Source organism: Corynebacterium phoceense (assembly GCF_900092335.1).
In the GTDB taxonomy this organism is placed as follows: domain Bacteria; phylum Actinomycetota; class Actinomycetes; order Mycobacteriales; family Mycobacteriaceae; genus Corynebacterium; species Corynebacterium phoceense.
The window spans coordinates 423756-446473 of sequence record NZ_LT596207.1 but is presented as its reverse complement, the minus strand read 5'-3'; the positions used below and the strand labels follow the sequence as shown (position 1 = coordinate 446473).

Sequence of the window (22718 nt, the reverse complement as noted above, 5' to 3'; positions counted from 1 at the left end):
AAATATCGCACAGCTTCAACGGCGAGGATGTGCCCCCTTAGCTCAGTCGGCAGAGCGTTTCCATGGTAAGGAAAAGGTCGACAGTTCGATTCTGTCAGGGGGCTCCATTCATGTCTAGGGTTCATCCGGGCCCAGGGCGTGGAGTTCTAAGTGAATATGGCGGTGTAGCTCAGTGGTAGAGCAAGCGACTCATAATCGCTGTGTCGCGAGTTCAATTCTCGCCATCGCTACAGGTTTCTTTCCCCGCACGCGGGGGCAGGGGCCATGGGCTCTGCTAGAGTCAACTTCTACAAGCCCAGAGGGGCGTGGCGCAATTGGTAGCGCAACGGTCTCCAAAACCGTAGGTTGCAGGTTCGAGTCCTGTCGCCCCTGCAGAACGCAAAGAACCCGGCCACGCGCCGGGTTCTTTGCTTTTTATTGACCGCGCGGAATTATTCACGCTCCTATCAGCTTTGCTAGAGTTGACAAAGTTATAGGTTTTCAATCCAGGAGGACATCTCACCCATGAGTGATGAGCAGCAGCCGCAGTCCGGCGCAGCCCGCCCGACCGGCAAGCGCCAGCTCTCCGGCGCGGCGACGACCACGTCCTCTGCCGCTTATGAGAACAAGCGCGTGGAGCGCGCCGCGGCGGAGAAGGACGAAAAGCCGGGCGGCGGCGTCGCCGCGTTCCCAGGCGAAGTCGTTTCTGAGATGAAGAAAGTCGTGTGGCCCACGGCGAAGGAAATGGTGCAGTACACGCTCATTACCTTCCTCTTCCTCATCGTTCTCACGGCGCTTGTGTGGGGCGTGGATTCGCTCACCGGCCTGGGAGTTGAAGCAGTCCTTGCCCCTTAGGTAGACTGCTTGCATAGTGACTTCATCATCCCGCTGTCCGGTCCGGACGGCGGGATTATTCATTACCCTGGGCAGTACACGCCCGCACGCAGAGGAGAGACTCACCCCATGAGCGAAGAGAACACCACCGACAACACTGCTGAAACCACTACGGAGAGCACGAGCTTCGAAGACGATCTGCAGGCCGCCCAGGCCCAGACCGCCCAGGCCCAGGCCGCCGCTGAGGCAGAAGCTGCCGAGGCCGCTGAAGCTGCAGAGTCCGCAGACGCCGAGGCGCCCGCTGAGGCTGCCGATGCCCCCGCTACCGCCGAGGAGGCAGCCGCAGCCGTCGGCGCCGAGGCTGCCGCTGAGGACGACAGCGAGTACAAGACGCGCCTGCGTGCGTTCACCCGCGAGCTGAAAAAGCAGCCGGGCCAGTGGTACATCATCCAGTGCTACTCGGGTTACGAGAACAAGGTGAAGACCAACCTCGACATGCGTGCCCAGACCCTTGAGGTCGAGGACTCCCTCTACGAGGTTGTCGTTCCTATCGAGCAGCGCATGGAGCTCAAGGACGGCAAGAAGAAGATCGTCAAGCACAAGCTGCTGCCGGGTTACGTCCTCGTCCGCATGGATATCAACGACGCTGTTTGGTCCGTCGTTCGCGACACCCCGGGTGTCACCTCTTTCGTGGGCAACGAGGGCAACGCCACCCCGGTCAAGCCGCGCGACGTAGCCAAGTTCCTCATGCCGCAGGTCGCTCCGACTACGACCGGCGAGGCCGCTGCCGCCACCGCCGACGGCGAGCAGGTCATCGCCATGCCGGAGGAGAAGGCTGCGCCGAAGCTCAACCACGACTTCCAGGTGGGCGAGGCCGTCACCATCCTGGCTGGTCCACTGGCTTCGGTTTCCGCGACTATCTCCGAGATCGACCCGGAGACCGGCAAGATGCAGGGCCTCGTGTCCATCTTCGGTCGCGAGACCCCGGTCGAGCTCTCCCCGAACGAAATCGAGCGCATCTCCTAAGCGAGTCCGGAAGCGAGCTCTCGTTTGACTCTCGCCGCGTAAGCGGCGACCTGCGCAAACGCGATTTTGTCCCAGGCGCACGGTGTTCTAAAATGGAACACCGTGCGCTTTTTGCGCGCGTAGTAAATCGTTTATCCCCGGTGGCCTGCGAAAGCAGGCATCCGGACGGTGCCCGTTATTCATCGTGGCGGGTGCCGGTAACACAGGAATTGAGGTAATTCGATGGCTCCGAAGAAGAAGGTTACTGGCTTCATCAAGCTGCAGATCGAAGCTGGCGCCGCTAACCCGGCTCCGCCGGTCGGCCCGGCACTGGGTGCCCACGGCGTCAACATCATGGAATTCTGCAAGGCGTACAACGCTGCAACGGAATCCCAGCGCGGCAACGTGGTCCCGGTTGAGATTACCGTCTACGAGGATCGCTCCTTCGATTTCAAGCTGAAGACCCCGCCGGCAGCCAAGCTGCTGCTCAAGGCCGCAGGCGTGAAGAAGGGCTCCGGCACCCCGCACACCACCAAGGTTGCTTCTGTGACCTGGGATCAGTGCAAGGAGATCGGCCAGACCAAGTTCGAGGACCTCAACGCTCGCGACATCGAGAACGCTGCCCGCATCATCGCCGGTACCGCCCGCTCCATGGGTATTACCGTCGAGGGTGCTCCGGCCGACATGCCGCAGTAAAAACCTCCAACAACTTCATGTGGCAGGGCCAGCTTTCGGCCCGCACAGACCACAACAATCCACGAAAAGGAATTGCTTAAATGAGCACCAACTCTAAGGCTTACAAGGCTGCGGCCGAACTGGTCGACAAGTCCCGCCTGTACTCCCCGCTCGAGGCCGCGAGGCTGGCCAAGGAGACCTCCTCCAAGAACTACGACGCCACCGTTGACGTCGTCTTCCGCCTCGGCGTTGACCCGCGCAAGGCTGACCAGCTCGTTCGCGGCACCGTCTCCCTGCCGAACGGCACCGGTAAGGACGTCCGCGTGGCCGTCTTTGCCGAGGGCCCGAAGGCTGATGAGGCCAAGGCTGCTGGCGCCGACATCGTCGGTACCGCCGAGCTGATCGAGGCCATCAACGAGGGCCACATCGACTTCGATGTCGCCATCGCTACCCCGGACCAGATGGCCAAGGTGGGCCGCGTGGCCCGCGTCCTCGGCCCGCGTGGTCTCATGCCGAACCCGAAGACCGGCACCGTTACCGCTGACGTCACCAAGGCTGTCGCCGACGTCAAGGGCGGCAAGATCTCCTTCCGTGTGGAGAAGGCTTCCAACCTGCATGCCATCATCGGCAAGGCATCCTTCGACGCCGAGAAGCTGGCTGAGAACTACGGCGCTCTCTACGACGAGATCCTGCGTCTGAAGCCGTCCTCCTCCAAGGGCATCTACGTCAAGAAGGTCACCATGACCACGACCTCCGGCCCGGGCATCCCGGTCGACGCGTCCGTCACCAAGGATTACACCGCTTAATTTCTAAGCGCACTTCTTTTAAGCGCCCAGTCACCTCACGGTGGCTGGGCGTTTGTGTATGAGCTTGCCGATGCCCCCGCTAGCCGAAGGCCCGCAACCATGCCATGCAGTCAGGACCTCAAGTGCTTATCGATGACTAGAGGGAAGGCCCAAACTGGTATTCTAAAATTCTCTTGGACCAATGGAGTAAATCTGGGAGCGTGAGTCGGATTTGGATGGCGTCTTACGTATCATTTCTTTCTCGCTCAATTTTGCAATTCTCGGATTGATTTGCCCTCGAGTTAGGCCTGTTTCGCGCTCCAGCTCTTTGCGCGTGAGCCCGTGCTGCGCGGCACGTAACGCTGTCAAGATGCGCTTGTCTTTCTCGGCTGCAGACAGGTATGTGCTGCGCTTGGCATGGTCGTCGGCGGAAGCTGCGGCAGCCTGAGCGGCACCGGAAGCCACGGTTTCGATTAGGGCTTCGTCATTGTCGGATGGGGCCCTGTAGGTGGTGCCACGGCCAGAGCCGGCGGCATCGGCAAGCCCGTATTTCACCAATTGCTGAAGCTCGGCGCGGGCATTAACGGAGTCCATGGGGAAGGCGCTTCGATAGCTGCTATTGGTGATCTCCTCGCCGTGACGCATAGCGATGAGAGCGTGCTTTTGAGCGACGGATAGGGTGTCTGAGCCGGGGAGCTGCCCAAGCCAACGAAGGTCGGTATCGCTGAGAAGTGACGAAGAGGTGAGAATAGCGGTGAACTTAGTAATCTGATCGTCGAAGTGCGGGGCGGGGAGGAAAGCCTCTGCAAGGGCGGCACGAGCTGCAGGAATGCCAGTAGCTTGAGCCTCGATAACGCGGTATCCATTGTCGGTTGTGAGGGCGGCGCACATGGAATAGAGGATCGCGTTACGGGCGCGAGGGGAGGTGTAGCCGAGCTGATTTTTGGTGATGCCCCACAATCCGCCGGGGCTTTCCACAATGAGCTTGGTGGGCTGCTTGATGAGCTGCGTATACATGCCGTAACTTGCAGCGGAAAGATCGCGGTGAACCAGGGCATTGGCGATGATCTCGCGAATGGCGATCGGAGGGAGCTCAGGTACATCGATCCCGTTGCCATCGCGGAAGGTTACTCCGACGCGTAGCTGCGCAGAGACCCATTCCCTTGCCGAGTCAAGGAGGTCCGGTACGGGACCCGTGAATTCGCGACGATCGGTGAGCCGTTGAGCAGTGTCGACCTGGGGATTGATGGCGCGAGCTTTGACCACGAGGTTGGGTAGGAACTGCTGCGGCTGCTCGCCGAAGGCGTAAAGGGCTGCAGTCGTGACGAAACCAGTGTCCGGGTCAATAACGTTGGTGCGGATGTGGAGCGTGCGTTCGTCGAGGTCACGCAGCCGGCGAGAGTCACGCTTTTTCGCGCTGAGGTATTGCTGGAGCAGGTCGTCTACCAAGTCGTGTTGAACCGTGGCCCCCTCGACTGGTGTGCGATCCGCGTGTGGTTGCTGCCGCTCACCGACCAAGAAAAGCTCTTCTTGAGGCGATAAGTCGTAGTCGCCGTCGCCGGAACGAATGTAGGCCTTGCCAAACTTACCGACGCGGAAGGGACGATGCTCTGAAGGCTGGGGAGGAACAATCGCAGCAACGACGGGTTTCCCCTCCACGATGGTCACCTCAACTGCACCGAGTTGCAAGGGCGGCGTGATTCGCTCGCGGGCCTTTGAAGCGATTGCGGACTGTGCGGCTTTCGGATCCCAGACTCCAGTGACATCAAAAGCGCCACCATTTTCAGCGACCCCGAGGATGAGTGTGCCGCCGTCTGGCATATTGGCGAAGGCGCAGAGAGTCTCGTCAATTGATTCGGGAATCTGGTGAGAGGCTTCTTTGGCCTCGACATTCCACGTATCATTTTGCGTATCGCGGAGGAGCGCAATGAGTTCTGGGACGTCGATGATGCTCATGGGGAGCAGTGTACCCAAGTTTGATCGGAAATCGTACTGAAATATGATTGAAATGTGACTGAAATATTGTGCTGAAAATTCAGTACGAATTCAGTACGGTTGTAAATCGAGTTGGATGGTGAAATGGCGTTCTTTTCGCCGGAAAAGACACCATAATGGTTGTAACCAAGCAGTATGAGATGCGGAACTAGTAGAGAGGAACTGGAGCGCCGTGGCGACGATGAGTGGTGGAACACCCCGATCCAGCAACTTCGGCTTTATCGGCGTGGTGTGGCCGAACCTGCTTAACGACTGCCGATTGGTTGAGTGAAATGCACTCACTAATCCGCGCGGTTCCGTGTTCCAAGCGCGCTTCGTGCTCGAATCTGTGGTGGGGCACGTGGCTACGGGGTCAAGTCCATTGATGTGGTGGATTGCCACGTTGACGGCGCTGAGCAACTGCGTGATTTTCATGTCGATGAGTCGATAGGAGGCTTTTGCGCGGAATCGTGGGGATGGATGAACCGGCCGTGCGCGCTGAATGTTCTGCCGTGCCGGCAGATACCACGCTGAATTCTGTGCAGATTCAATTCGTGGATCTGCTGGTGGGTTACATTGCGCGCAATGGTGTTCTTGAGACAGCAGAGCTAACGCGTCCACCGTTTGATGAATATGGCAACGTGGTCGACATTTTCCGGACAATGCGGTGCGCGCGCCATCGGACAGGGAATCCGCCAGCTAACGCGCAGCGCGGAGGCGGTTTCGTAGGTGCGTTGAGTTGATGGATGCGTTTGTACTTTCCTACCGTGTTCGGCACGCCGTAGCTCGAAAGTGTCTAATCTCGTATGGGATACTCGTGGGTATGGCAGCAACATCTTCGATGTCGTATCCGCCTGATCTGCGTCTATCGAGCCTAGCTCTCGCCGACGGCGGGATGCGCGAGGAACTCGGACTTAACGCGTCGTGGCGTGCGGTCGATGAGTCACGCGTCCTGGGAACAGGGGAGGAGTGCTTCCAGCGTGCGAGTGCGAACCTGCTTGAGTTTCGTGCGCACCGATATGCCGGGGTGCGCGTGCGCCGCGATCCTGTGGACCCAGACGTGGTGTGGCTACGCGTGGGTCCGACGCTCTCGCCGTGCCGCATTCTGCATGTCGAGCGCACGCCGCAGCGCACCGCGTTGGTCTACGGGACGCTGCCCGGGCACGTCGAGTGTGGCGAAGAGGCGTTCCTCATCGAGCATCGCGCCGATGGCAGTGTCGTAGGCAGGTGTGTCGCGTTTTCCCGCCCCGAGCGCTGGTTCGCGCGGCTGGCCCCGCACCTCGCGGCAGCCGCTCAGAGCCTCATCACCCGGCGCTATCTCGCGGGCATGGCGAAGCAGGAATAACGAAGGGACAGCGGTTCGAGCCACGCGTCAGCGTGGGAATGAGGACGAGAGTTTCTCCAGTTGTGCCCGGGCTGCGACAATCCCCTCAACAGCAGGCTTGATCGCTGCGGATGAGAGAGGCATGCCTGCCGAGCTTAGCTCTAAAAGGGAAGAACCGCAGGCGTCCTGGTTGCCTTGCATACACGCGGATTGGCGGCTTACTGAGGACAGCATGACTCCGATGAGAGTGCCTCCTGCGGAGAGGATGCCCAGCGTGCCTGTGGCGTTCGAGGAATTCTCGGAGGAGTCGTCGGCCGTGGCCGTGGGGACGGTTAATGCGAGTGCTGTGGCGGTCGCGACCGTGACGAAGCGTGAGGAGTAGTGCATGCGGGGTCCTTTTTAGCGCGCGCCGAGTCCGAGACGCGAGGAGCTGGCAGCGAGCGAGTCATTGGCCATCGTGGCGAGACCCGAGACGAGGCTATAGCCGCCAAGCAGACTCGAGCCGATGAAGCTGCTGGTGAGCGACCTGATGTCGCACTGGGCATCGGGGTTGCCGGCGTAGCACGTGTTGTAGGCCAGACCGCTAAGCGAGACGTCCATGACAACGAGGCCGAGGAGAACATAACCGATGACGGCACCGGCCTCGGAACTTCCGTCTGAGCTCTCATCCGACTTCTTGCCGTCAGTCTGGGGCGACGTGCCTGCCTCCTGGTGCGCGGCGGTCTGGGCTGCCTCTACGGTGGCGTATGCGTGCGCCTCTACTGCGATGGCTGTCGGAGCCGGAGCTACGACGGTGGTGGTGAGGCTTGCCGTGGCGGTCATTGCAGCTACAAGCAGTGTGATACGGCGGGGGAGATGAAGTGACATGGAAGGTCCTTGAAAGATGCGAGATGGGAGAGACGTGGTCGAGCCAGCTGGGTGAACCGGCTGTAGCGTGAAGATTTACTGAGCGTTGCGAGCGAGCATGGCGTTATTCGCGTGGGCGCCCAAAAAGAGCGCGCCGATGAAAAGAATGGCGGCAACGATACCGATGGCCGTGTCTTTGGCGGCTGAGCTTGCGTCGTTGTCGGCCTTGAGCTCTACGGACTGGATAACAGGGGCAGTCTGTGCATGCGCGAGCGCTGGCGATGAGACCGTGAGTGCAGTGGCCAGCATGGTAGCGGTAAGCGCTTGAGAGATGCGTCGCATGAGAATGAGCCTTTCGTGAGGGGTGGGTTTAACGCTGATTGATGGGGCAGGTGTTGAGGCCAAAGAGCCTGTAAAGCGGGCAGAAGCCCAGTGCTGCGGTGGCACCGAGGATGGTGCCCATGACGATGAGTGCGATTCCTGCTGGGCTCTTGGGCTTGACTGCGAAGAACGCAAGCAAGAAAGCGACAACGGCGCCTGCGCCGCGTACGGAGCGATCAGTGATGGACTCGTTGCGTTGTATGACGAGACCTTTCACAGAAGAAAGAGTTAAAGAATGAAAGAGACGCCGGAATTACATAAACGATGCTGTACAGACAACCTCTTCATCTAGATTAGGCCGCGGGAGGAACGGGCGGAACCACATGAGATGTGATCTTGGCGGTGTCAACCGTCCGCCTGTCGTGCAACGCAGTTGCGCGCAACTTGCGCTGTGTCATGTGCGCAGCGGGAGGATGTTGTGGATGTAGTACCAGAATCCCTGCGGGTTCACGATTGGCAGCGCGCTCAGCGTGAAAGCCTGGCTGGCAGCGGAGCTCGTGTACGTCGCTGCGATGGCATATTGGCCAGTGGTTGCACTCTCATCGCGGTAGCGAATACCCGTCGCGATGAGGGCGTAAGCGGCCAGTCCGCCCACGACGCCGAGCACGATGCCGGCGGTGCTCACGGTAACTGCGCAGGTGACTTTGACGCCGAGGAGTCGGCACGAAGTATGGGCCATGGAGGCTTCTTGATATGAGGTTGTGTAGGGACAATGATCTCCAACGAGCCCAGCGCAGGGCGGGAGCGGCGGTGGAGTAAAGGCGGCATCGGCAGGCTCAGCGGAACGGGATTTTGTTGTTTTGAGCAGCGGGTGTAGTGTAATCCCAGAAGTTTGAACGACCGATTGGTCGAGCTCAAGTTTCACCGAAGACCGTTGGTCGCCTAGAAATAGGCCGAAGGTTCCCGCTTAAAGGGACGGCCCACGCAGGAGACACTTGCGATACATGGCCTTAAAGCCGTGCGCCTCGTGCTCTTGCACGGGGCTTTTTGTTTGTGCAAAAGGCTCCGGCGGAAAATATTAAGAGATGTTTCGAAAGGAGGCGAGAGAACAAAATGGCAAACCCGAAGAATACCGCTGACCTGGCTACTCTGAAGGAGAAGCTCGAGGGTGCAAACTCCGTCGTGCTCACCGAGTACCGTGGTCTGACCGTTGCTCAGCTCCAGGAGCTGCGTAACAATCTCGGCTTTGACGTTGAGTACTCCGTCGCCAAGAACACCCTCTTCAAGATCGCTGCCGCTGAAGCTGGCATCGAAGGTCTTGACGAGCTGCTGACCGGCCCGACCGCTATTGCGTTCATTAAGGGCGAGGCAGTGGATGCCGCTAAGGTTATCAAGAAGTTCGCTGATGATAACAAGGCATTCGTCGTCAAGGGTGGCTACATGGACGGCAACGCACTGTCTGCCGACCAGGTCAACGCCATCGCCGAGCTGGACAACCGCGAGACCACTCTCGCAAAGCTGGCTGGTGCCATGAAGGGTTCTATGGCAAAGGCTGCTGCAGTCTTCAACGCTCCTGCAACCAAGATGGTCCGCACCGCTGCGGCCCTGCAGGACAAGAAGGCTGCCGAGGCTTAAAGTCGCGAATACTCGCGCACACAATTAAAACACACACACTTTGGAACGCACGGCGTTCCGCACAGAAAGGATGGCCATCATGGCTAAGCTCACCAAGGACGAGCTCATTGAAGCTTTCAAGGAAATGACCCTCATCGAGCTCTCCGAGTTCGTCAAGGAATTCGAAGAGGTCTTCGACGTTGAGGCTGCTGCTCCGGTTGCAGTTGCAGCTGCAGGTGCCCCGGCTGCCGGCGGCGCTGCTGAGGAAGAGAAGACCGAGTTCGACGTCGTTCTGACCGACGCTGGCGCAAAGAAGATCGGCGTCATCAAGGTCGTCCGCGAGATCGTCTCCGGTCTGGGCCTGAAGGAAGCCAAGGAGCTCGTTGAGTCCGCTCCGAAGGCTATCCTCGAGGGTGCTTCCAAGGACGACGCTGAGGCCGCTAAGGCTAAGCTCGAAGAGGCTGGCGCTTCCGTCGAGCTCAAGTAATTTCCTTTCGGACTTACTTGTGGCTTAAATGCCACGACCCCCACCGACTTCTGTCGGTTGGGGGTCGTTCCCGTTTTCTTGCCGCCCGTGGGGATGTCCCGTGAGGAGATGGGGCCTTATCGCGCGGCGGGGGAGCGCGACAGTGATGTCACGATGGTGAGCGTTTGGGGAAACTCGGGCAGGGATTGCCGGCAGAGACTGAGTCGAAGCTAGTAATCGAAACGGTTGTCGCTGCCGGGTTGACCTGCGTTAGAACGCGGCGTCAGCGGAGCGCGCGAAGGCCTTGAGCTCGTTGCCGGTGAGACGGTACGTATCCCAGTCATCTTGGACTTCGGCGCCGATGTGCTCGTAGAAGCCGATGGCTGGCTTGTTCCACTTGAGCACGGACCACTCGATGCGGGCGTAGTCCCGCTCGTGGGCGACGCGGGCGAGTACGCGGAGGAGGTCGCCGCCGATGCCGCGGCCACGGCGATTCTCGCGCACGAAGATGTCTTCGAGGTGGATGCCGTGGACGCCTTCCCACGTGGAGTAGCTAATGAACCACAATGCGAAGCCATCGAGCGAGGTGCCAGTGGAGAAACTGTCGTGCTCGCCGCGGCGTGCGCCGTCCTGATGCACGCCCCGAGGGGTCTCCGCGACATGACAGAAGACCTGCGGGTTCGCGCCGAAGAGGGCGCGCTCCAGGTCAGTGGGCGTGGCGCGCACGGCGCCTGGTTCCATCTCGTAGTCGGCGAGCTCACAGATGAGTTCGTGGATTTCTGGAATGTCCTCGGGACGGGCGGGGCGAATCACAAAATTATGCTAGCGCACCCATGGGGTCCCAAGCAGGCAATGTATTCACGTGCTCGCTGGAGAGCGCCTTCTGGTACTCCTCCGGCAGGCGGGACGGGTGGACGGCAATCTCAAAGATGTACTCGTCGAACCAGTCGTCGCGCATGGTCCAGAAGCCCTTGTCGGCCTTGTCCGTGCCCCAGGAGTTCTCCACGCGCCAGCGGGTGGGTTGGCCGTTCGGGGCATCGACGCCGGTGAGCACCATGGCGTGTGTCATGAGAGACTCGTGCGTGCGCAGGCGGTCAGCCTTGTCGATGTCGAGCTTGATGCCGAAGGCCGACTCATAGTCGTAGAGCTTCGCAGCCCAGATACCGGCGTCGCCGTTGGATTGCTGGTCAGTATCGCAGCCGAACCACACAGCGGCGCCGTCCTGCAGCGAGTCGAATGCGGCCTGGCGGAGGACATCGCTCGGGGCGTTCAGGTACGTGACGTCCTTGCCCACGACGTTGCCCAGGTGGTCCACGGTGTAGAGCTCGCCGTAGGCGTTGCGCGGGTCGTTGACCACGCAGACGTACTCGGAGAGATCCGCAGGCAGCATGCGTGCGGCGAACTCCTGCGGGGTAAACGTGCCCTCGCGGTGGAACTCATTGTCCTTGTCGCGATAAGCCCACTCGAAGTTCTCCGGCGGGACACCGAGGTTGGTGACGAGGATGCGGTAGCAGTCGCGCAGCGCCTGCTCATGGATGCCGGCGCGCTCTGTCTCGGCGGCCGCACGCAGACGCATCGCGGCGCGGTGGAGGACGGTCTCGAGGTTGCGGTTCATCAGGCGCGTCTGGTTGGAGGAGGCAGTCTCCGGCATGGCGTACTGCGGCACGACGCCGTACTTCTCGACGATGGCAATGAACATGGGCCACTGGCCACCGTCATCGATGGGGGAGTCGAGAAGCTGCTTGATGGTGCGGTCATTGATGTCGCGGTCTGCGAGCTCCTCCATGGCCGTGAGGAAATAGTTGGCCTTCTCCAGCTTGTCAAAGAAGTGGATGTAGGCCTGCGAGAACTCGAAGTCCTTGATCTTGGCGGTATCCATGACAGGGCCACGCAAGGAGTTCAGGCCAGCGAAGATCCAGCAGCGGCCGGATTGCTTCTGGTTGGCGGCGGACCACTTGTCCACCTTGGTCTCCACGGCTGGAGTGAGCTCGGTGGCGAGCGTGTGCTCGAGGAGAACCTGGTCGAGCGACGTGCCAGCGGCAGCGTTGCGCAGCAGCGTGAGCGTCGGGTCCTGGGCCAGTTCCGCGTTGCGAGCGGCAATGGACTGGGGATCTAGTTGTGCGTTGTTCATGAGGGTGGTCTCCTAGATCATCCGGTCGTCGATGGGCAGTTCGATGGGCTGGGTCTTAAGGCCCTTGAGCTGAGCCTCCGTGAGGTATTTCTTGCGCACGATGGCGCTGAAGACGTTATTGTCCACCCAGGCATCCGTGGCGGTGCCGTAGCCCTTGCCGGGGATCTCCTTGTTATCGATGGAGCGGTGCGGTCCGTGAACCTTCGTGCCCCAGGAGTTCTCCACGCGCCAGCGGCCGCGGCCCTCTGCGTCCTCATCGAAGCCGGTGAGCACCATGCCGTGCGTGGGCGTCGAGTCGCCGGAGGCGAGGCGTTCGGCCTTCGTCGTTGAGGTGTCGATGCCATAGAGCAGATCGATAGCGAGAAGGCCCTCATCCCAGACGCCGTCGTTGAACGAGAAGTTGCGGTTGACGTCGCACGCGAACCAGACGGGCTCGTCTGCCTCGAGGCTGCGGCGGGCGGCGGCGCGCAGTTCCGTGACGTCGATATTGAGGTACGTGTAGCCCTCGTCCTCGAGGACGTTGCGGCTAGGGGTGGAGACGTAGAGCTGGTTGTTCTGCGCTTCTTCACGCGGGTCAGCGCCGAGCATGACGTAGTCGTCGAGGTCCGGCAGGAACTTCGCGGCAAACTCGCGCGGGGTCGAGGTCAAGCGGTGGAACTCAGTGTCCTTATCACGGTACGACCACTCGAACTCGGTGGGCGGGAAGCCGAGGTAGACGGCGAGGACGCGCTGGGCGTCCGCGATGGCGGCATCGGCAGCCTGCTGGGCGTCCGCGCCCGCGCGAACCTGGAGGGCGGCGCGGCGCACGATGGTGGCGAGCGTGCGGTTCATCTCGCGGGTATCGCCGGCGGCGTGGGTCTCCGGCATGACCTCGGCGGGCACGGCGCCGTACTTGGCGACGAGGCTGGTAAAGAAGTTCCACCAGCCTCCGTCCGCATTCGCGTCGTCCAGGATGTGGGCGACGACGCGATCGTCGAGGTCAGCGTCCTTGTGCTCGATGAGCTCGTGGAGCACCAGGTTGACGCGCTCGAGCTTGTCAAAGTACTGCAGGTAGATAAAAGAAAACTCGAAGTTCTCGACGTTTAATTCCTTGGCCGCGCGGTGGCGGAAGACGTTGAGCGCCGCGAACATCCAGCAGCGCCCGGAGCGCTTCTGGTTGGTCACCGGCAGGGTGTCGAGCTTAATCTGCGTGGCCTGCTGGACGGCGATGAGCTTGTCATAATCGAGGGCGGCACGGCCGACGCCCACCTGGGTGACGGCATTGCGGGCCGCGTGCAGCTGCGGGTCGTTTACTGCCTGGTGACGCAACTCGGCGAGTAAGTCTGATGTTATGTGGGTCATAGAACCGTTCTAACATACTAGGCTCGATGAGCATGAGTGAACCCAATGTTGTAAAAACCTACGGCGTCGAGGTCGAACGCCTCGCCCAGACGCACTACCGCGCAACCAACCCCGCGGGCGCCTCGCTGGAGTTCGGTGCGGGCGAGGGACTGCTCAGTCCCGTGGAGCTCTTGCTCGCCGCGGTGGCGGGCTGCACCGCTGTAGACGTGGACGTGGTGACCTCGCGCCGGGGTGAGCCTTCGACATTCCGTATTACCGCGGAGGGCGACCGCGTGAACGAGGCCGGGGCGTCCCGGCTTTCCGATGTCCGTCTCGCCTTCGACGTCACCTTCCCCGATACGCCGGAGGGGCGCCAGGCGCAGGCCATGGTGGGACGCTTGGTGCAGGTAAGCCACGACAAGGACTGCACCGTCTCGCGCACGGTGGAGTGCCCCACGAACGTGACGTTTAAGGTTTAGCGCGTGCTGTGGATCCTACTCGGCGTCGTGGCGGGGCTGGTCGTGCCGGTCCAGACTGTCATTAATACGCGCCTGCGTGAGTCGACTGGCACGCCGTTCTCGTCGTCCATGATCTCGTTTGTGGTGGGCACGGCAACGCTGCTTACGGCGGTACTCGTGCTCCAGCGCGGGAACTTTGGGCTCTCGGCCGCGTGGGGTGCCCCGCCGTGGATCTGGGCCGGTGGCCTCCTGGGCGTGGTGTTTCTTACCGGCAATATCCTGCTCTTTCCACGCCTGGGTGCGGTGCAGACCGTCGTGCTGCCCATCGCAGGGCAGATCCTCATGGGCCTGATCATCGACCACTGTGGGCTGTTTAGCTCGCCGGTCGCTCGGCTGACGTGGGTACGCCTGCTGGGCGCGCTCATCGTGCTCGCCGGCGTCATGCTCACCGTGGGGCGCCCGCGCGCCCAAGAGACAGGCTGGGGCCTGCTGCCGTGGCAGATAGCCGGCTTCGTCTTCGGCTGCCTGAACGCGTGCCAGGCCGCCATCAATGGGCATCTGGGGCAGCTGGCAGGCTCGGCCCTGTCCGCGGCGTTCGCGTCCTTTGCTATTGGCACCGCGACGTTGCTGTTCATCAATGCCGTGCTGCGGTGGCGTCCACACTTTGACCGTCCGCACGGGGAGCGTAATCCGTGGTGGATGTGGCTGGGCGGAGTGTTGGGCGCGCTCTTCGTCTTCTCCACGGCCTCGCTCGTGCCGCAGATTGGCACGGGGCTCACGGTCGTCGCCACGCTGTTGGGCTCCATGGTCGGGTCTGTCATTATCGAGCGCGCCCGTGGCGAGACCGTGGCGGTCCGGCAGTGTGTGGGGCTCGCTCTCGTGCTCGCGGGCGTCGTGCTTATTCGGTTGGTCTGAACCGGTCGCTGCGCTGGAGTTGTGTGAACTGTGTGCCCTCCGGCGTGGGGTCATCAGGCCACTAAGTTCAGTACACCGCGCACCCGACGATTCGGGTGCGCGGTTTGTGTTGTGTGTGAGCGGTGTGAGGCGTCGATTTAGGCGTCGGTGCCGATCTTGCCGTCTTCCTTCCAAACGACCACGACGGCCGGGCGCGGGGTGGAGTTGCCGCCGTCGGGCCAGTGGGAGGTGGGGGACTCGAAGGTGGCATCGTCAGCTTCGCCTGGGTGTTGGACGTTGACCATGACGCGGTCGTCGTCGACGATGGGGCCGCAGGTCTCCGCGCCGGCGGGGACGGTGAGGAAGCACTTGAGCTCGCCGCGGGTGTCGCCCTCGGTGGTCACGGCGTAGAGGCCGTCGTTGGTGTCGAGCGCGTTGCCGTCGGTGGAGATCCACAGGTTGCCGTGGTTATCGAAGGCCAGGTTATCTGGGCAGGAGATGGGGGAGACCTTCTCCTTGTCGAAGCCGCCGAAGTAGGTGTTGGCCTCCTTCGGGTCACCGCAGACGAGGAAGAGGTTCCACTTGAGGGATTCGCCGGCGTGGTCGTCGGTCAACTCCATGACGAGGCCGTTCTTGTTTTCTTTGACCGGTGCCCACTCCATGGGCTCTTCCTTGTTCTTCTTGGCGTTCTCGCCCGTCGCGCCGCGGTACGAGTTATTGGTGAGCGCGACGTAGACCTTCTCCGTGTCCGGATGGACCTCCATGTCCTCGGGGCGGTCCATCTTGGTCGCACCGACGGCATCGGCAGCCTCGCGGGTAAAGACCGCAACCTCTTCGGCGGTAAAACCGTCGACGTGGGAGACGAACGTGTTGTTCTCCGTGTCCGAGGTGAGCAGCTTGACCCAGGTGCCCTCGCCGTCGAAAGCGCCGTCCTCGGGCAGGACGCCGGAGCCGTCAATCTCGTCTGCCGGGGAGTTGCCTTCGAGCTTGGCTACGTAGAGGGTGCCGTGGTCGAGGATGGAGAGGTTGTGTTCGATGTTGCCTTCCTCGAATTTCTTGGTGGAGACGAACTTGTAGATGTACTCGAAGCGGGAGTCATCGCCCGAGTAGCACACGACGGTGCCGTCTTTCGTGATATGGATATTGCCGGCCTCGTGCTTGAAGCGGCCCAGCGCAGTGTGCTTAATCGGGGTGGACTGCGGGTCGAGCGGGTTGATTTCTACGACCCAGCCGAAGCGGTTGGGCTCGTTGGGCTCCTTGGCGACATCGAAGCGGTCGTCGAAGCGCTCCCACTTGCGGTCGGTCTCCGGATCCTTGATGCCGAAGCGCTCGAGCGACTTCTTCGCCTTCTCGTCTTTCATATTCTCGTCCGCGGCGAAGTACTGGTCGAAGTTCTCCTCGCCGGAGAGCATGGTGTTCCACGGGGTCACACCACCGGAGCAGTTGTTGAAGGTGCCCTTGACGGTCTCGCCAGCCGGGTCTGCTGTGGTCTTTACCAGGTCGGTGCCCTTGGCGGGACCCACCAGCTTAAATTCCGTCGTGCCCGTGATGCGGCGGTTGAGCGGGCCGAACTCGCGCTTGAGCTCGCCGGTGCCCTCGACCTTGGAGACCTCCAGGATGGTGTGGCCGTGGCCTGCCCAGCCGATCTTGGCCTGTTCCTCTGTCGGGTTGTCTGCGTCGTAGTTCGGGAACATCATCGGCTCGGTCGTGTACTCGTGCGAGCACATGTAGATCATGCGGTTCGGGTCATCCGGGTGCTCGATAAGGCCCGCGAAGTCATTGTTGAAACCGAACTGCTTCTCTGCGGCCTCGGCCGTCTGGTTGTTGACGTCGAACTCCGGCGCGCCTTCGATGACCGGGTCGCCCCAGGCGATGAGGATGGACTGCGCGTAGCCGGCCGGGATGACGACCTCGTCCTTGGTGTTCGGTTGGACGGCCTCGAAGCGCATGCCCTCGGCCGAGGTGAGCTCCACCTTCGCCGTCGTCGTGGAGCCCGAGCCTGCCGATGCCCCCTCCTCTGCCGGGCTGCAGGCCGCCAGGGCCGCGCCGCCGCCCACGGTGACGACGGTGAGACCGCCGGCGCGCAGGGCGGAGCGGCGCGAGAACGGTGTAGTGAACTGGTCGCCAAAGTAGGCGTTGCTCGAGGGGTTCTCACATTCCCCGAAGCAGGCGTTACCGCATTTGTAGGTGCAGGTGAGCGAGGAACGGGAGGACGTAAAACGGTTGCTAAAGAGATTCTTGCCAAGCAGGGCCATGGGTGCGCTCCAAAAATTATTGCCCGCGCGGTGGGGTCGGTGCGCGGGACGTGGGTAGGACGCATCTATTAAAGGAGGGGTGAGTTTCGAGCGCGTGGAAACGAGGTGTCAGATGCGTGAATTTTCCGTAAACCCCGCGTCTTAGTGTTGTGAGTTCTGTTGGTGTTCGCGCCAGAAGAGTTCATCCGCGAGGGCCATGTGCTCGTCCGTGGCGTCTTCGAGCGACAGGTCGAGGTGCTGGCGTGCGGTGGGGAGGGGCGGCGTGCGTCTCGATCCGGGTCGTCGTAACGCTGAGCGTCGTGGGGTACGTTGTGGTTCTCGGACCGTGAGAAGCCTGTCCTCAACACGGTCGCTGCGGCAGCGATGGGTTATCCTTGTCTGCGTGAGTGAGCAGAAGAATACTGAAGTAAATGACGTTCCGGAGCAGCTGCGCATCCGCCGCGAGAAGCGCGAGCGCCTGATCGACTCTGGCGTGGAGGCCTACCCGGTCACCGTGCCGCGTTCTACCTCCCTGGCTGACCTGCGCGCCAAGTACGTCGTGGTCGCCGAGGGCGAGGAAAAGGGTGCCCAGGAAGGCGTGACCTACTTGGCCGCGGGCGACGAGACCGAGGATGTCGTCTCCATTGCCGGCCGCCTGATCTTCATGCGCAACACCGGCAAGCTCTGCTTCGCGACGCTGCAGGATGGCGACGGCACGCAGGTGCAGGCCATGCTTTCCCTCGCCGAGGTCGGCGAGGAGGCGCTGGCCGCGTGGAAGTCTGACGTCGACTTGGGCGACTTCATCTCCGTGACCGGCAAGGTCATTGCCTCGCGTCGCGGTGAGCTCTCCGTCATGGCCACCGAGTGGACGATGGCTGCGAAGTCCCTGCGTCCGCTGCCGGTTGCGTTCGCGGACATGAACGAAGAGACTCGCGTGCGCCAGCGCTACAACGACCTCATCGTGCGCCCGGAGGCCCGCAAGAACGCGATGACCCGCGTCCGAGTCCTGCGCGCGCTGCGCGACTACCTGGAAAGCCAGGACTTCGTGGAAATCGAGACGCCCATGCTGCAGACGTTGCACGGCGGTGCGGCTGCCCGTCCGTTCGTCACGCACTCCAACGCGCTCGACATTGACCTTTACCTGCGCATCGCGCCGGAGCTCTTCCTCAAGCGCGCCGTCGTGGGCGGCATCGACCGCGTCTTTGAGATCAACCGCAACTTCCGCAACGAGGGCGTGGACAAGTCGCACTCGCCGGAGTTCGCCATGCTCGAGACCTACGCCGCGTGGGGCGACTACAACGACTGCGCACGTACCACGCGCGAGTCCATCCAGTACATCGTCCGTGAGCTCAATAAGGCTGAGGGCAAGGATCCGGAGGATCTCACTCGTACGCTTGCCGACGGCACCGTGTACGACTTCGGCGGCGAGTGGAAGGAAATCGAGATGTATCCTTCGCTCAACGAGGCACTTCAGCGCAAGTTCCCGGGCCAGCCGGAGGTCACCATCGACTCCACTGTTGAGGAGCTCAAGGCGATCGCTGACGTCATTGGCCTCGAGGTCCCGAAGGACGGTGGCTGGGGCCACGGCAAGCTCGTCGAGGAAATCTGGGAGGTGCTCTGCGAGGACCAGCTCGAAGGCCCGATCTTCGTGAAGAACTTCCCGGTCGAGACCTCGCCGCTCACCCGTCAGCACCGCTCGCAGCCGCGCGTGACCGAGAAGTGGGACCTCTACGTCCGCGGCTTCGAGCTGGCCACCGGCTACTCCGAGCTCGTTGACCCGGTCATCCAGCGCGAGCGCTTCGAGGACCAGGCCCGTCTGGCCGCCAACGGCGATGATGAGGCCATGCGTCTCGACGAGGACTTCCTCGCCGCCATGGAACAGGGCATGCCGCCGACGGCCGGCACCGGCATGGGCATCGACCGCCTGCTCATGGCCGTCACCGGCCTGGGCATCCGCGAGACCGTGCTCTTCCCGCTGGTGAAGCCGGAGGCACGTTAGTCTTCGACGCCGACCCGTCTACGGCCATGTGCCGGGGCGGGTTTCGTGTGTCTTGAGGAAAATAGCCGCAACGTCCGAATAAGGCGCAAGAGAATAAGGCGCAAGAATTGTGACCTTCTTCCACCTCGACGAGGAGCCCGGGCTCGTGCGCTTCCACAATCAATTGGCCGCGCGCGTGGGAGGCAAGGTCGTGGCCCCGGACGTCGACTCGCTCGGTGCGGCGGTCGTGGGGGAGTACCCCCCACCGCCGGGTCTACAACGCTGCTTTCCCGTTTATGTCGAGGGCGTGTGCAAAGATGACCGTATGAAATCCCTGCTCTTTCCTAGTGCAGTCATCGGCATGGCGCTCGTTGTGAGCGCCTGCTCGTCCGGAACCAGCGAGCCGGTCACCTCGACCGTCGTCGTCCAGCCGTCCCAGTCCGCTTCCGCGTCCAGCGAGTCCGCGCTGGCACCCAGCTCGACGGCAGAGGCCGCCTCCGCCACGTCCAAGGACAAGTCTGGCCAGCGCTCCGCGGACGAATTCCTCAACGCCCCGCTCGACCACTCGACTATGGATTCCTACGGCGTGACGAACGCTGACGGCTCTTCGGGGTGCATGGTCATCCCGGACAATGACCACGTCTCCTGCCGCCTGGCTTTCAATGACCCGCCGCTCGTCCCCCAGGTGGGCATGCCCATCTGGGAATCCAATGGCTTGAAGTACGAGTCCGACTACGGTTTTAGTCCAGCCGCATTCGTGGGCGGCGAGTACCGCACGGCCGGCGCGCTGCAGCCGGGCGAGTCGGTCGACATCGAGGGCGTGACTTTCGAAGCCCTTGCTGATGGCGGCCTCAAGGGCACGAAGGACGGCCACGAGTTCACCATCTCGGGCAGCGGCGAGTACCACTCTGATACTTTCCCACCGAAGCCTGCGGCTGACGGCACTGCGCGTGTGGGCACGGTCTGTGGTCAGGCGAACCCCATGGGCAACCAGGACTTCCTCGTCTACGTCGCCCAGGACGGCACGAACTGTAACGAGGCGATGGCGGCGCTCGACGAGTACAAGGATGCCGAAAAGGGCGGTCAGGCACTTATCGCGCCGGTGAGCAACGGATGGGGCTGCTCGGTTGCGGCTCTCGACGGCCAGCCTGACACTCCGGAAAATCGCCACTTTACGTGCTCGGCCGATAACGGCCAGCAGCGCGTCGTCCTTATCAAGTAGACGCGGCGCCGCAGCTATCTGCCGATGGCGTCCCTGAAGTCTTTGTAGGCCGCAGGGGCGCCACGGCGTTGGACGACCCAGATGTCGCCCTTGGAGTCATATGCCACGCCAATTCCGATGAAGCGCTTTCACCTCAGGTATCGCTTTCGTGGCTGGTGACCTTACCCAGCGAAGCTCGTGGACCCTGTTAACTCCCGCGGTTATCTGTGGATTTGCTCACAAACTCACATTCTCGAATTACGAGCGGTAGCTGTCGCTGGTTAAGGTAGACGCTTGTCTTTTTAATATGCGTATCTGCGCCTTGTGCGTGGATACGCCCTTTTTAATGCGTGAGAAGAAAGTTGTGACACTTCGTGGCTGAACCACAGACCATGCCGAAGGGCACGGGCATGACGCTGGCCGTGCTCGTCCTCGGCGCGATGATCATGATCCTCAACGAGACCTCGCTGTCCGTTGCCTTGCCTGCCATTATGGCGGACTTCGGCATTCCGGCGACCTCGGCACAGTGGCTCACCACGGGCTTCATGCTCACCATGGCCGTGGTCATCCCCGCGACCGGCTACCTGCTGGAGCGACTGCGCACCCGCCAGATCTTCCTCTTCGCGGTCGTCGCGTTCCTCGTCGGCACCGTCGTCGCCGCCACGGCTCCGGTCTTCCCGCTGTTGCTGCTCGGCCGCATTGTTCAGGCCTCCGGCACGGCGCTCATGATGCCGCTGCTCATGACGGTGACCATGACCCTCGTGCCGCCGCAGCGCCGTGGCTCCGTCATGGGCGTTATCTCCATCGTCATCTCCGTGGCACCCGCGCTCGGTCCGACGGTGGGCGGCTTCATTCTTAACTCGCTCACGTGGCACTTCATCTTCTGGGCTATGGTGCCGCTGGTCGTGCTCCTCCTCGTCTTCGGCCTCATTAAGCTGCCCAACGTCGGCGAGCAGCGCACCATCCCGCTCGACGTCCTCTCCGTCGTCCTTTCCGTCCTCGCCTTCGGTGGCCTCGTCTACGGCCTGTCCTCCATCAACGCGATCCTCAAGGGCGAGGGCGCCACGGAAATCATCATCACCGTCGTGGGCCTAATCTCGCTCATCATCTTCGTGCGCCGCCAGAACGCCCTCGCGAAGGACAACCAGGCGCTTATGGATCTGCGTCCGTTCCGCGTGCGCAACTACACGTTCGCCATCGCCATCATGCTGCTCTCTTTCGGCATGATGCTCGGCACTGTCACCGTCCTGCCCATCTACCTGCAGACCTCGCTGGGCGCCACCGCGGCGATGACCGGGCTTGTGGTCATGCCCGGCGGCATCCTCCAGGCCCTCATTTCGCCGTTCGTTGGCCGCCTCTTCGACTCTTATGGTCCGCGCCCGCTGCTTATCCCCGGCGTCATCATGCTCACCGCCTCGCTGTGGCTCATGTCCACCCTCGATGAGAATGACGCCATCTGGCACGTCGTTGCCATGCACATCCTGCTTGCTTTCGGCATGGGTCTTATGATGACCCCGCTGATGACCTCGGCGCTGTCCTCCCTGCCGGGCGACCTCTACGGCCACGGCTCCGCCATCATGAACACCCTGCAGCAGCTCGCCGGCGCGGCCGGCACGGCCTTCCTCGTCGTGTTCCTCACCCGCGGCACCGAGTCCAGCATGGCCGCAGGCCAGGCTGCCGATGCCGCCACTGCCCACGGCGCACACTGGGCCTTCCTCTTTGCTGGCGCCGTGGGCATCGTCGCGTGCGTCCTCGCGCCGATGGTCAAGCGCATCCCGACCACGGAGGAAGCCCACTAGGAGTCCTTCACGCTCGGGCTGCTGCAGCTGAGCGTGCCTAAACACGCCTGTCCCCGCCACGATGGTCATCGCGGCGGGGACACGTGCGTTGAGGGGAGCCGACGCGGCGATCGCAGGGGAGCCGATGAGAGGGGGCATCGGAAAGCGGGGCAGGTTGGTACAGGCGACGCAGAGCCGTGTGGGGCCGCCTTCAGAAGACAACACTGAGGCTTCGAGCAGGGCCAGAAAAGGCCCTGTTCGCTACCGGCGTACACCCCTGTGAGCTGCGGGAACGAGGGTTCGGGGCGAACACGTGGAGGCAGCGGGCAATGTCGGGGAGGAGGTGCGCGTTAGAGTGGGCAAAGAACTATTAGAGCGAAAGAGGTTATGGACATGTTTGAGAGGTTTACGGACCGTGCTCGACGCGTCATCGTGTTGGCGCAAGAGGAAGCACGCATGCTCAACCACAACTACATCGGCACGGAGCACATCCTGCTCGGCCTGATCCACGAGGGTGAGGGTGTCGCCGCCAAGGCGTTGGAGTCCATGGGCATCTCGCTCGAGGATGTCCGCCGTGAGGTGGAAGAGATTATCGGCCACGGCACGCAGCCGACCACGGGCCACATTCCGTTTACCCCGCGCGCCAAGAAGGTGCTCGAGCTGTCCCTGCGCGAGGGCCTGCAGATGGGACACAAGTACATTGGCACCGAGTTCCTGCTTCTCGGCCTCATCCGTGAGGGTGAAGGCGTGGCCGCACAGGTTCTTATTAAGCTCGGCGCCGATCTGCCGCGCGTGCGCCAGCAGGTTATCCAGCTGCTCTCGGGTTACGAGGGCAACCAACAGGAAGGCGGCGAGGGCCAGGGTTCCGGCCCCGTCGGCGCCGGCGCTGCCCCGGGCGGCC

Annotated in this window: 24 protein-coding genes and 3 tRNA genes; 17 read left to right on the top strand and 10 right to left on the bottom strand. The window is 62.1% G+C overall.

What is annotated here, in order from left to right; genetic code table 11:
* The first annotated feature begins 31 nt into the window (after positions 1-31).
* The 7 genes from BN9444_RS02100 to rplA all read left to right on the top strand — a co-directional run bounded on the left by BN9444_RS02100 (position 32) and on the right by rplA (position 3299).
* Positions 32-107 (top strand) — tRNA-Thr (locus tag BN9444_RS02100).
* A 51-nt stretch (positions 108-158) separates the two neighbouring features.
* Positions 159-230, top strand: a tRNA-Met gene (locus BN9444_RS02095).
* Between the two features lie 69 nt (positions 231-299).
* Positions 300-372 (top strand) — tRNA-Trp (locus BN9444_RS02090).
* Between the two features lie 132 nt (positions 373-504).
* On the top strand, positions 505-834 hold the full coding sequence (gene secE / locus BN9444_RS02085) for a preprotein translocase subunit SecE (RefSeq protein ID WP_066489927.1): 330 nt from the start codon (positions 505-507) through the stop codon (positions 832-834).
* Positions 835-942: 108 nt separating this feature from the next.
* Positions 943-1839, top strand: coding sequence for a transcription termination/antitermination protein NusG (gene nusG, locus BN9444_RS02080; RefSeq protein ID WP_068801353.1), 897 nt, complete (start codon positions 943-945; stop codon positions 1837-1839).
* Between the two features lie 222 nt (positions 1840-2061).
* Positions 2062-2514, top strand: coding sequence for a 50S ribosomal protein L11 (rplK, locus tag BN9444_RS02075; RefSeq protein ID WP_066489931.1), 453 nt, complete (start codon positions 2062-2064; stop codon positions 2512-2514).
* 80 nt (positions 2515-2594) lie between these two features.
* Positions 2595-3299: a 50S ribosomal protein L1 gene (rplA, locus tag BN9444_RS02070; RefSeq protein WP_068801352.1), complete on the top strand. Its 705-nt coding sequence runs from the start codon at positions 2595-2597 to the stop codon at positions 3297-3299.
* Positions 3300-3461: 162 nt separating this feature from the next.
* On the opposite strand, the gene BN9444_RS02065 is transcribed toward rplA, so the two are convergent.
* Positions 3462-5234: an RNA-binding domain-containing protein gene (locus BN9444_RS02065; RefSeq protein ID WP_066489943.1), complete on the bottom strand. Its 1773-nt coding sequence runs from the start codon at positions 5232-5234 to the stop codon at positions 3462-3464.
* Between the two features lie 476 nt (positions 5235-5710).
* Here BN9444_RS02065 and BN9444_RS15505 point away from each other — a divergent pair, with 476 nt between their 5' ends.
* Together BN9444_RS15505 and BN9444_RS02060 are read left to right on the top strand one after the other, a co-directional pair.
* Complete coding sequence (locus BN9444_RS15505; RefSeq protein ID WP_353935760.1) at positions 5711-5995, top strand: type I restriction-modification enzyme R subunit C-terminal domain-containing protein; 285 nt, start codon at positions 5711-5713, stop codon at positions 5993-5995.
* Positions 5996-6075: 80 nt separating this feature from the next.
* Positions 6076-6597: a DUF1990 domain-containing protein gene (locus BN9444_RS02060; protein ID WP_230384086.1), complete on the top strand. Its 522-nt coding sequence runs from the start codon at positions 6076-6078 to the stop codon at positions 6595-6597.
* Between the two features lie 27 nt (positions 6598-6624).
* On the opposite strand, the gene BN9444_RS14045 is transcribed toward BN9444_RS02060, so the two are convergent.
* The 5 genes from BN9444_RS14045 to BN9444_RS02035 all read right to left on the bottom strand — a co-directional run bounded on the left by BN9444_RS14045 (position 6625) and on the right by BN9444_RS02035 (position 8482).
* On the bottom strand, positions 6625-6963 hold the full coding sequence (locus BN9444_RS14045) for a hypothetical protein (protein ID WP_141681458.1): 339 nt from the start codon (positions 6961-6963) through the stop codon (positions 6625-6627).
* Between the two features lie 12 nt (positions 6964-6975).
* Complete coding sequence (locus tag BN9444_RS02050; protein ID WP_141681457.1) at positions 6976-7443, bottom strand: hypothetical protein; 468 nt, start codon at positions 7441-7443, stop codon at positions 6976-6978.
* A gap of 75 nt (positions 7444-7518) precedes the next feature.
* On the bottom strand, positions 7519-7764 hold the full coding sequence (locus BN9444_RS02045) for a hypothetical protein (protein WP_066489961.1): 246 nt from the start codon (positions 7762-7764) through the stop codon (positions 7519-7521).
* Between the two features lie 28 nt (positions 7765-7792).
* Positions 7793-8020 carry a YgaP family membrane protein gene (locus BN9444_RS02040; protein ID WP_233423533.1) on the bottom strand — a complete coding sequence of 76 codons (228 nt, stop codon included), beginning with the start codon at positions 8018-8020 and terminating at the stop codon, positions 7793-7795.
* 177 nt (positions 8021-8197) lie between these two features.
* Positions 8198-8482, bottom strand: coding sequence for a hypothetical protein (locus tag BN9444_RS02035; protein ID WP_068801350.1), 285 nt, complete (start codon positions 8480-8482; stop codon positions 8198-8200).
* Positions 8483-8856: 374 nt separating this feature from the next.
* On the opposite strand from BN9444_RS02035, the gene rplJ reads away from it, so the two are divergent.
* Both rplJ and rplL read left to right on the top strand, forming a co-directional pair.
* Positions 8857-9378: a 50S ribosomal protein L10 gene (rplJ, locus tag BN9444_RS02030; RefSeq protein WP_066509750.1), complete on the top strand. Its 522-nt coding sequence runs from the start codon at positions 8857-8859 to the stop codon at positions 9376-9378.
* A gap of 79 nt (positions 9379-9457) precedes the next feature.
* Positions 9458-9844 carry a 50S ribosomal protein L7/L12 gene (gene rplL, locus BN9444_RS02025; protein WP_066490407.1) on the top strand — a complete coding sequence of 129 codons (387 nt, stop codon included), beginning with the start codon at positions 9458-9460 and terminating at the stop codon, positions 9842-9844.
* Positions 9845-10093: 249 nt separating this feature from the next.
* Here the strand turns inward: rplL and BN9444_RS02020 are convergent, their stop codons facing one another.
* From BN9444_RS02020 to BN9444_RS02010, 3 genes are read right to left on the bottom strand one after another with little or no spacing between them, the layout of a single operon-like run.
* Positions 10094-10636, bottom strand: coding sequence for a GNAT family N-acetyltransferase (locus tag BN9444_RS02020; protein WP_068801349.1), 543 nt, complete (start codon positions 10634-10636; stop codon positions 10094-10096).
* 4 nt (positions 10637-10640) lie between these two features.
* Positions 10641-11954, bottom strand: a complete 1314-nt coding sequence (locus tag BN9444_RS02015) for a C1 family peptidase (RefSeq protein WP_068801348.1) — start codon at positions 11952-11954, stop codon at positions 10641-10643.
* A gap of 12 nt (positions 11955-11966) precedes the next feature.
* On the bottom strand, positions 11967-13295 hold the full coding sequence (locus BN9444_RS02010) for a C1 family peptidase (RefSeq protein WP_068801347.1): 1329 nt from the start codon (positions 13293-13295) through the stop codon (positions 11967-11969).
* Between the two features lie 32 nt (positions 13296-13327).
* On the opposite strand from BN9444_RS02010, the gene BN9444_RS02005 reads away from it, so the two are divergent.
* Together BN9444_RS02005 and BN9444_RS02000 are read left to right on the top strand one after the other, a co-directional pair.
* A complete protein-coding gene (locus BN9444_RS02005; RefSeq protein ID WP_068801346.1) occupies positions 13328-13753 on the top strand; it encodes an OsmC family protein in 426 nt (141 codons plus the stop codon).
* A 3-nt stretch (positions 13754-13756) separates the two neighbouring features.
* Complete coding sequence (locus BN9444_RS02000; protein ID WP_068801345.1) at positions 13757-14647, top strand: DMT family transporter; 891 nt, start codon at positions 13757-13759, stop codon at positions 14645-14647.
* Positions 14648-14784: 137 nt separating this feature from the next.
* Here the strand turns inward: BN9444_RS02000 and BN9444_RS01995 are convergent, their stop codons facing one another.
* Positions 14785-16881, bottom strand: coding sequence for a PhoX family protein (locus BN9444_RS01995; protein ID WP_066490009.1), 2097 nt, complete (start codon positions 16879-16881; stop codon positions 14785-14787).
* A gap of 382 nt (positions 16882-17263) precedes the next feature.
* Between BN9444_RS01995 and lysS the strand changes: the two genes are divergently transcribed.
* The 4 genes from lysS to BN9444_RS14970 form a co-directional block, all read left to right on the top strand.
* Positions 17264-18859 carry a lysine--tRNA ligase gene (lysS, locus tag BN9444_RS01990; protein WP_068801344.1) on the top strand — a complete coding sequence of 532 codons (1596 nt, stop codon included), beginning with the start codon at positions 17264-17266 and terminating at the stop codon, positions 18857-18859.
* Positions 18860-18968: 109 nt separating this feature from the next.
* Positions 18969-20060 (top strand): hypothetical protein, encoded by a 1092-nt coding sequence (locus tag BN9444_RS01985; protein WP_068801343.1) that lies wholly within the window; start codon positions 18969-18971, stop codon positions 20058-20060.
* 371 nt (positions 20061-20431) lie between these two features.
* Positions 20432-21838 carry an MDR family MFS transporter gene (locus BN9444_RS01980; RefSeq protein ID WP_068801342.1) on the top strand — a complete coding sequence of 469 codons (1407 nt, stop codon included), beginning with the start codon at positions 20432-20434 and terminating at the stop codon, positions 21836-21838.
* A gap of 372 nt (positions 21839-22210) precedes the next feature.
* On the top strand, positions 22211-22718 hold a 508-nt coding region (locus tag BN9444_RS14970; RefSeq protein WP_276526025.1), incomplete at its 3' end, for a Clp protease N-terminal domain-containing protein.

Bases quoted from the DNA above. Each gene is read 5' to 3' on its own strand.
- BN9444_RS02035 (WP_068801350.1), bottom strand. From the start codon at position 8,482: ATGGCCCATACTTCGTGCCGACTCCTCGGCGTCAAAGTCACCTGCGCA.
- BN9444_RS02065 (WP_066489943.1), bottom strand. From the start codon at position 5,234: ATGAGCATCATCGACGTCCCAGAACTCATTGCGCTCCTCCGCGATACG.
- rplA (WP_068801352.1), top strand. From the start codon at position 2,595: ATGAGCACCAACTCTAAGGCTTACAAGGCTGCGGCCGAACTGGTCGAC.
- rplK (WP_066489931.1), top strand. From the start codon at position 2,062: ATGGCTCCGAAGAAGAAGGTTACTGGCTTCATCAAGCTGCAGATCGAA.
- BN9444_RS02050 (WP_141681457.1), bottom strand. From the start codon at position 7,443: ATGTCACTTCATCTCCCCCGCCGTATCACACTGCTTGTAGCTGCAATG.
- rplL (WP_066490407.1), top strand. From the start codon at position 9,458: ATGGCTAAGCTCACCAAGGACGAGCTCATTGAAGCTTTCAAGGAAATG.
- BN9444_RS14045 (WP_141681458.1), bottom strand. From the start codon at position 6,963: ATGCACTACTCCTCACGCTTCGTCACGGTCGCGACCGCCACAGCACTC.
- rplJ (WP_066509750.1), top strand. From the start codon at position 8,857: ATGGCAAACCCGAAGAATACCGCTGACCTGGCTACTCTGAAGGAGAAG.
- BN9444_RS01995 (WP_066490009.1), bottom strand. From the start codon at position 16,881: ATGGCCCTGCTTGGCAAGAATCTCTTTAGCAACCGTTTTACGTCCTCC.
- BN9444_RS02015 (WP_068801348.1), bottom strand. From the start codon at position 11,954: ATGAACAACGCACAACTAGATCCCCAGTCCATTGCCGCTCGCAACGCG.
- secE (WP_066489927.1), top strand. From the start codon at position 505: ATGAGTGATGAGCAGCAGCCGCAGTCCGGCGCAGCCCGCCCGACCGGC.
- BN9444_RS01980 (WP_068801342.1), top strand. From the start codon at position 20,432: ATGCCGAAGGGCACGGGCATGACGCTGGCCGTGCTCGTCCTCGGCGCG.
- BN9444_RS02010 (WP_068801347.1), bottom strand. From the start codon at position 13,295: ATGACCCACATAACATCAGACTTACTCGCCGAGTTGCGTCACCAGGCA.
- BN9444_RS02005 (WP_068801346.1), top strand. From the start codon at position 13,328: ATGAGTGAACCCAATGTTGTAAAAACCTACGGCGTCGAGGTCGAACGC.
- nusG (WP_068801353.1), top strand. From the start codon at position 943: ATGAGCGAAGAGAACACCACCGACAACACTGCTGAAACCACTACGGAG.
- BN9444_RS02045 (WP_066489961.1), bottom strand. From the start codon at position 7,764: ATGCGACGCATCTCTCAAGCGCTTACCGCTACCATGCTGGCCACTGCA.
- BN9444_RS02060 (WP_230384086.1), top strand. From the start codon at position 6,076: ATGGCAGCAACATCTTCGATGTCGTATCCGCCTGATCTGCGTCTATCG.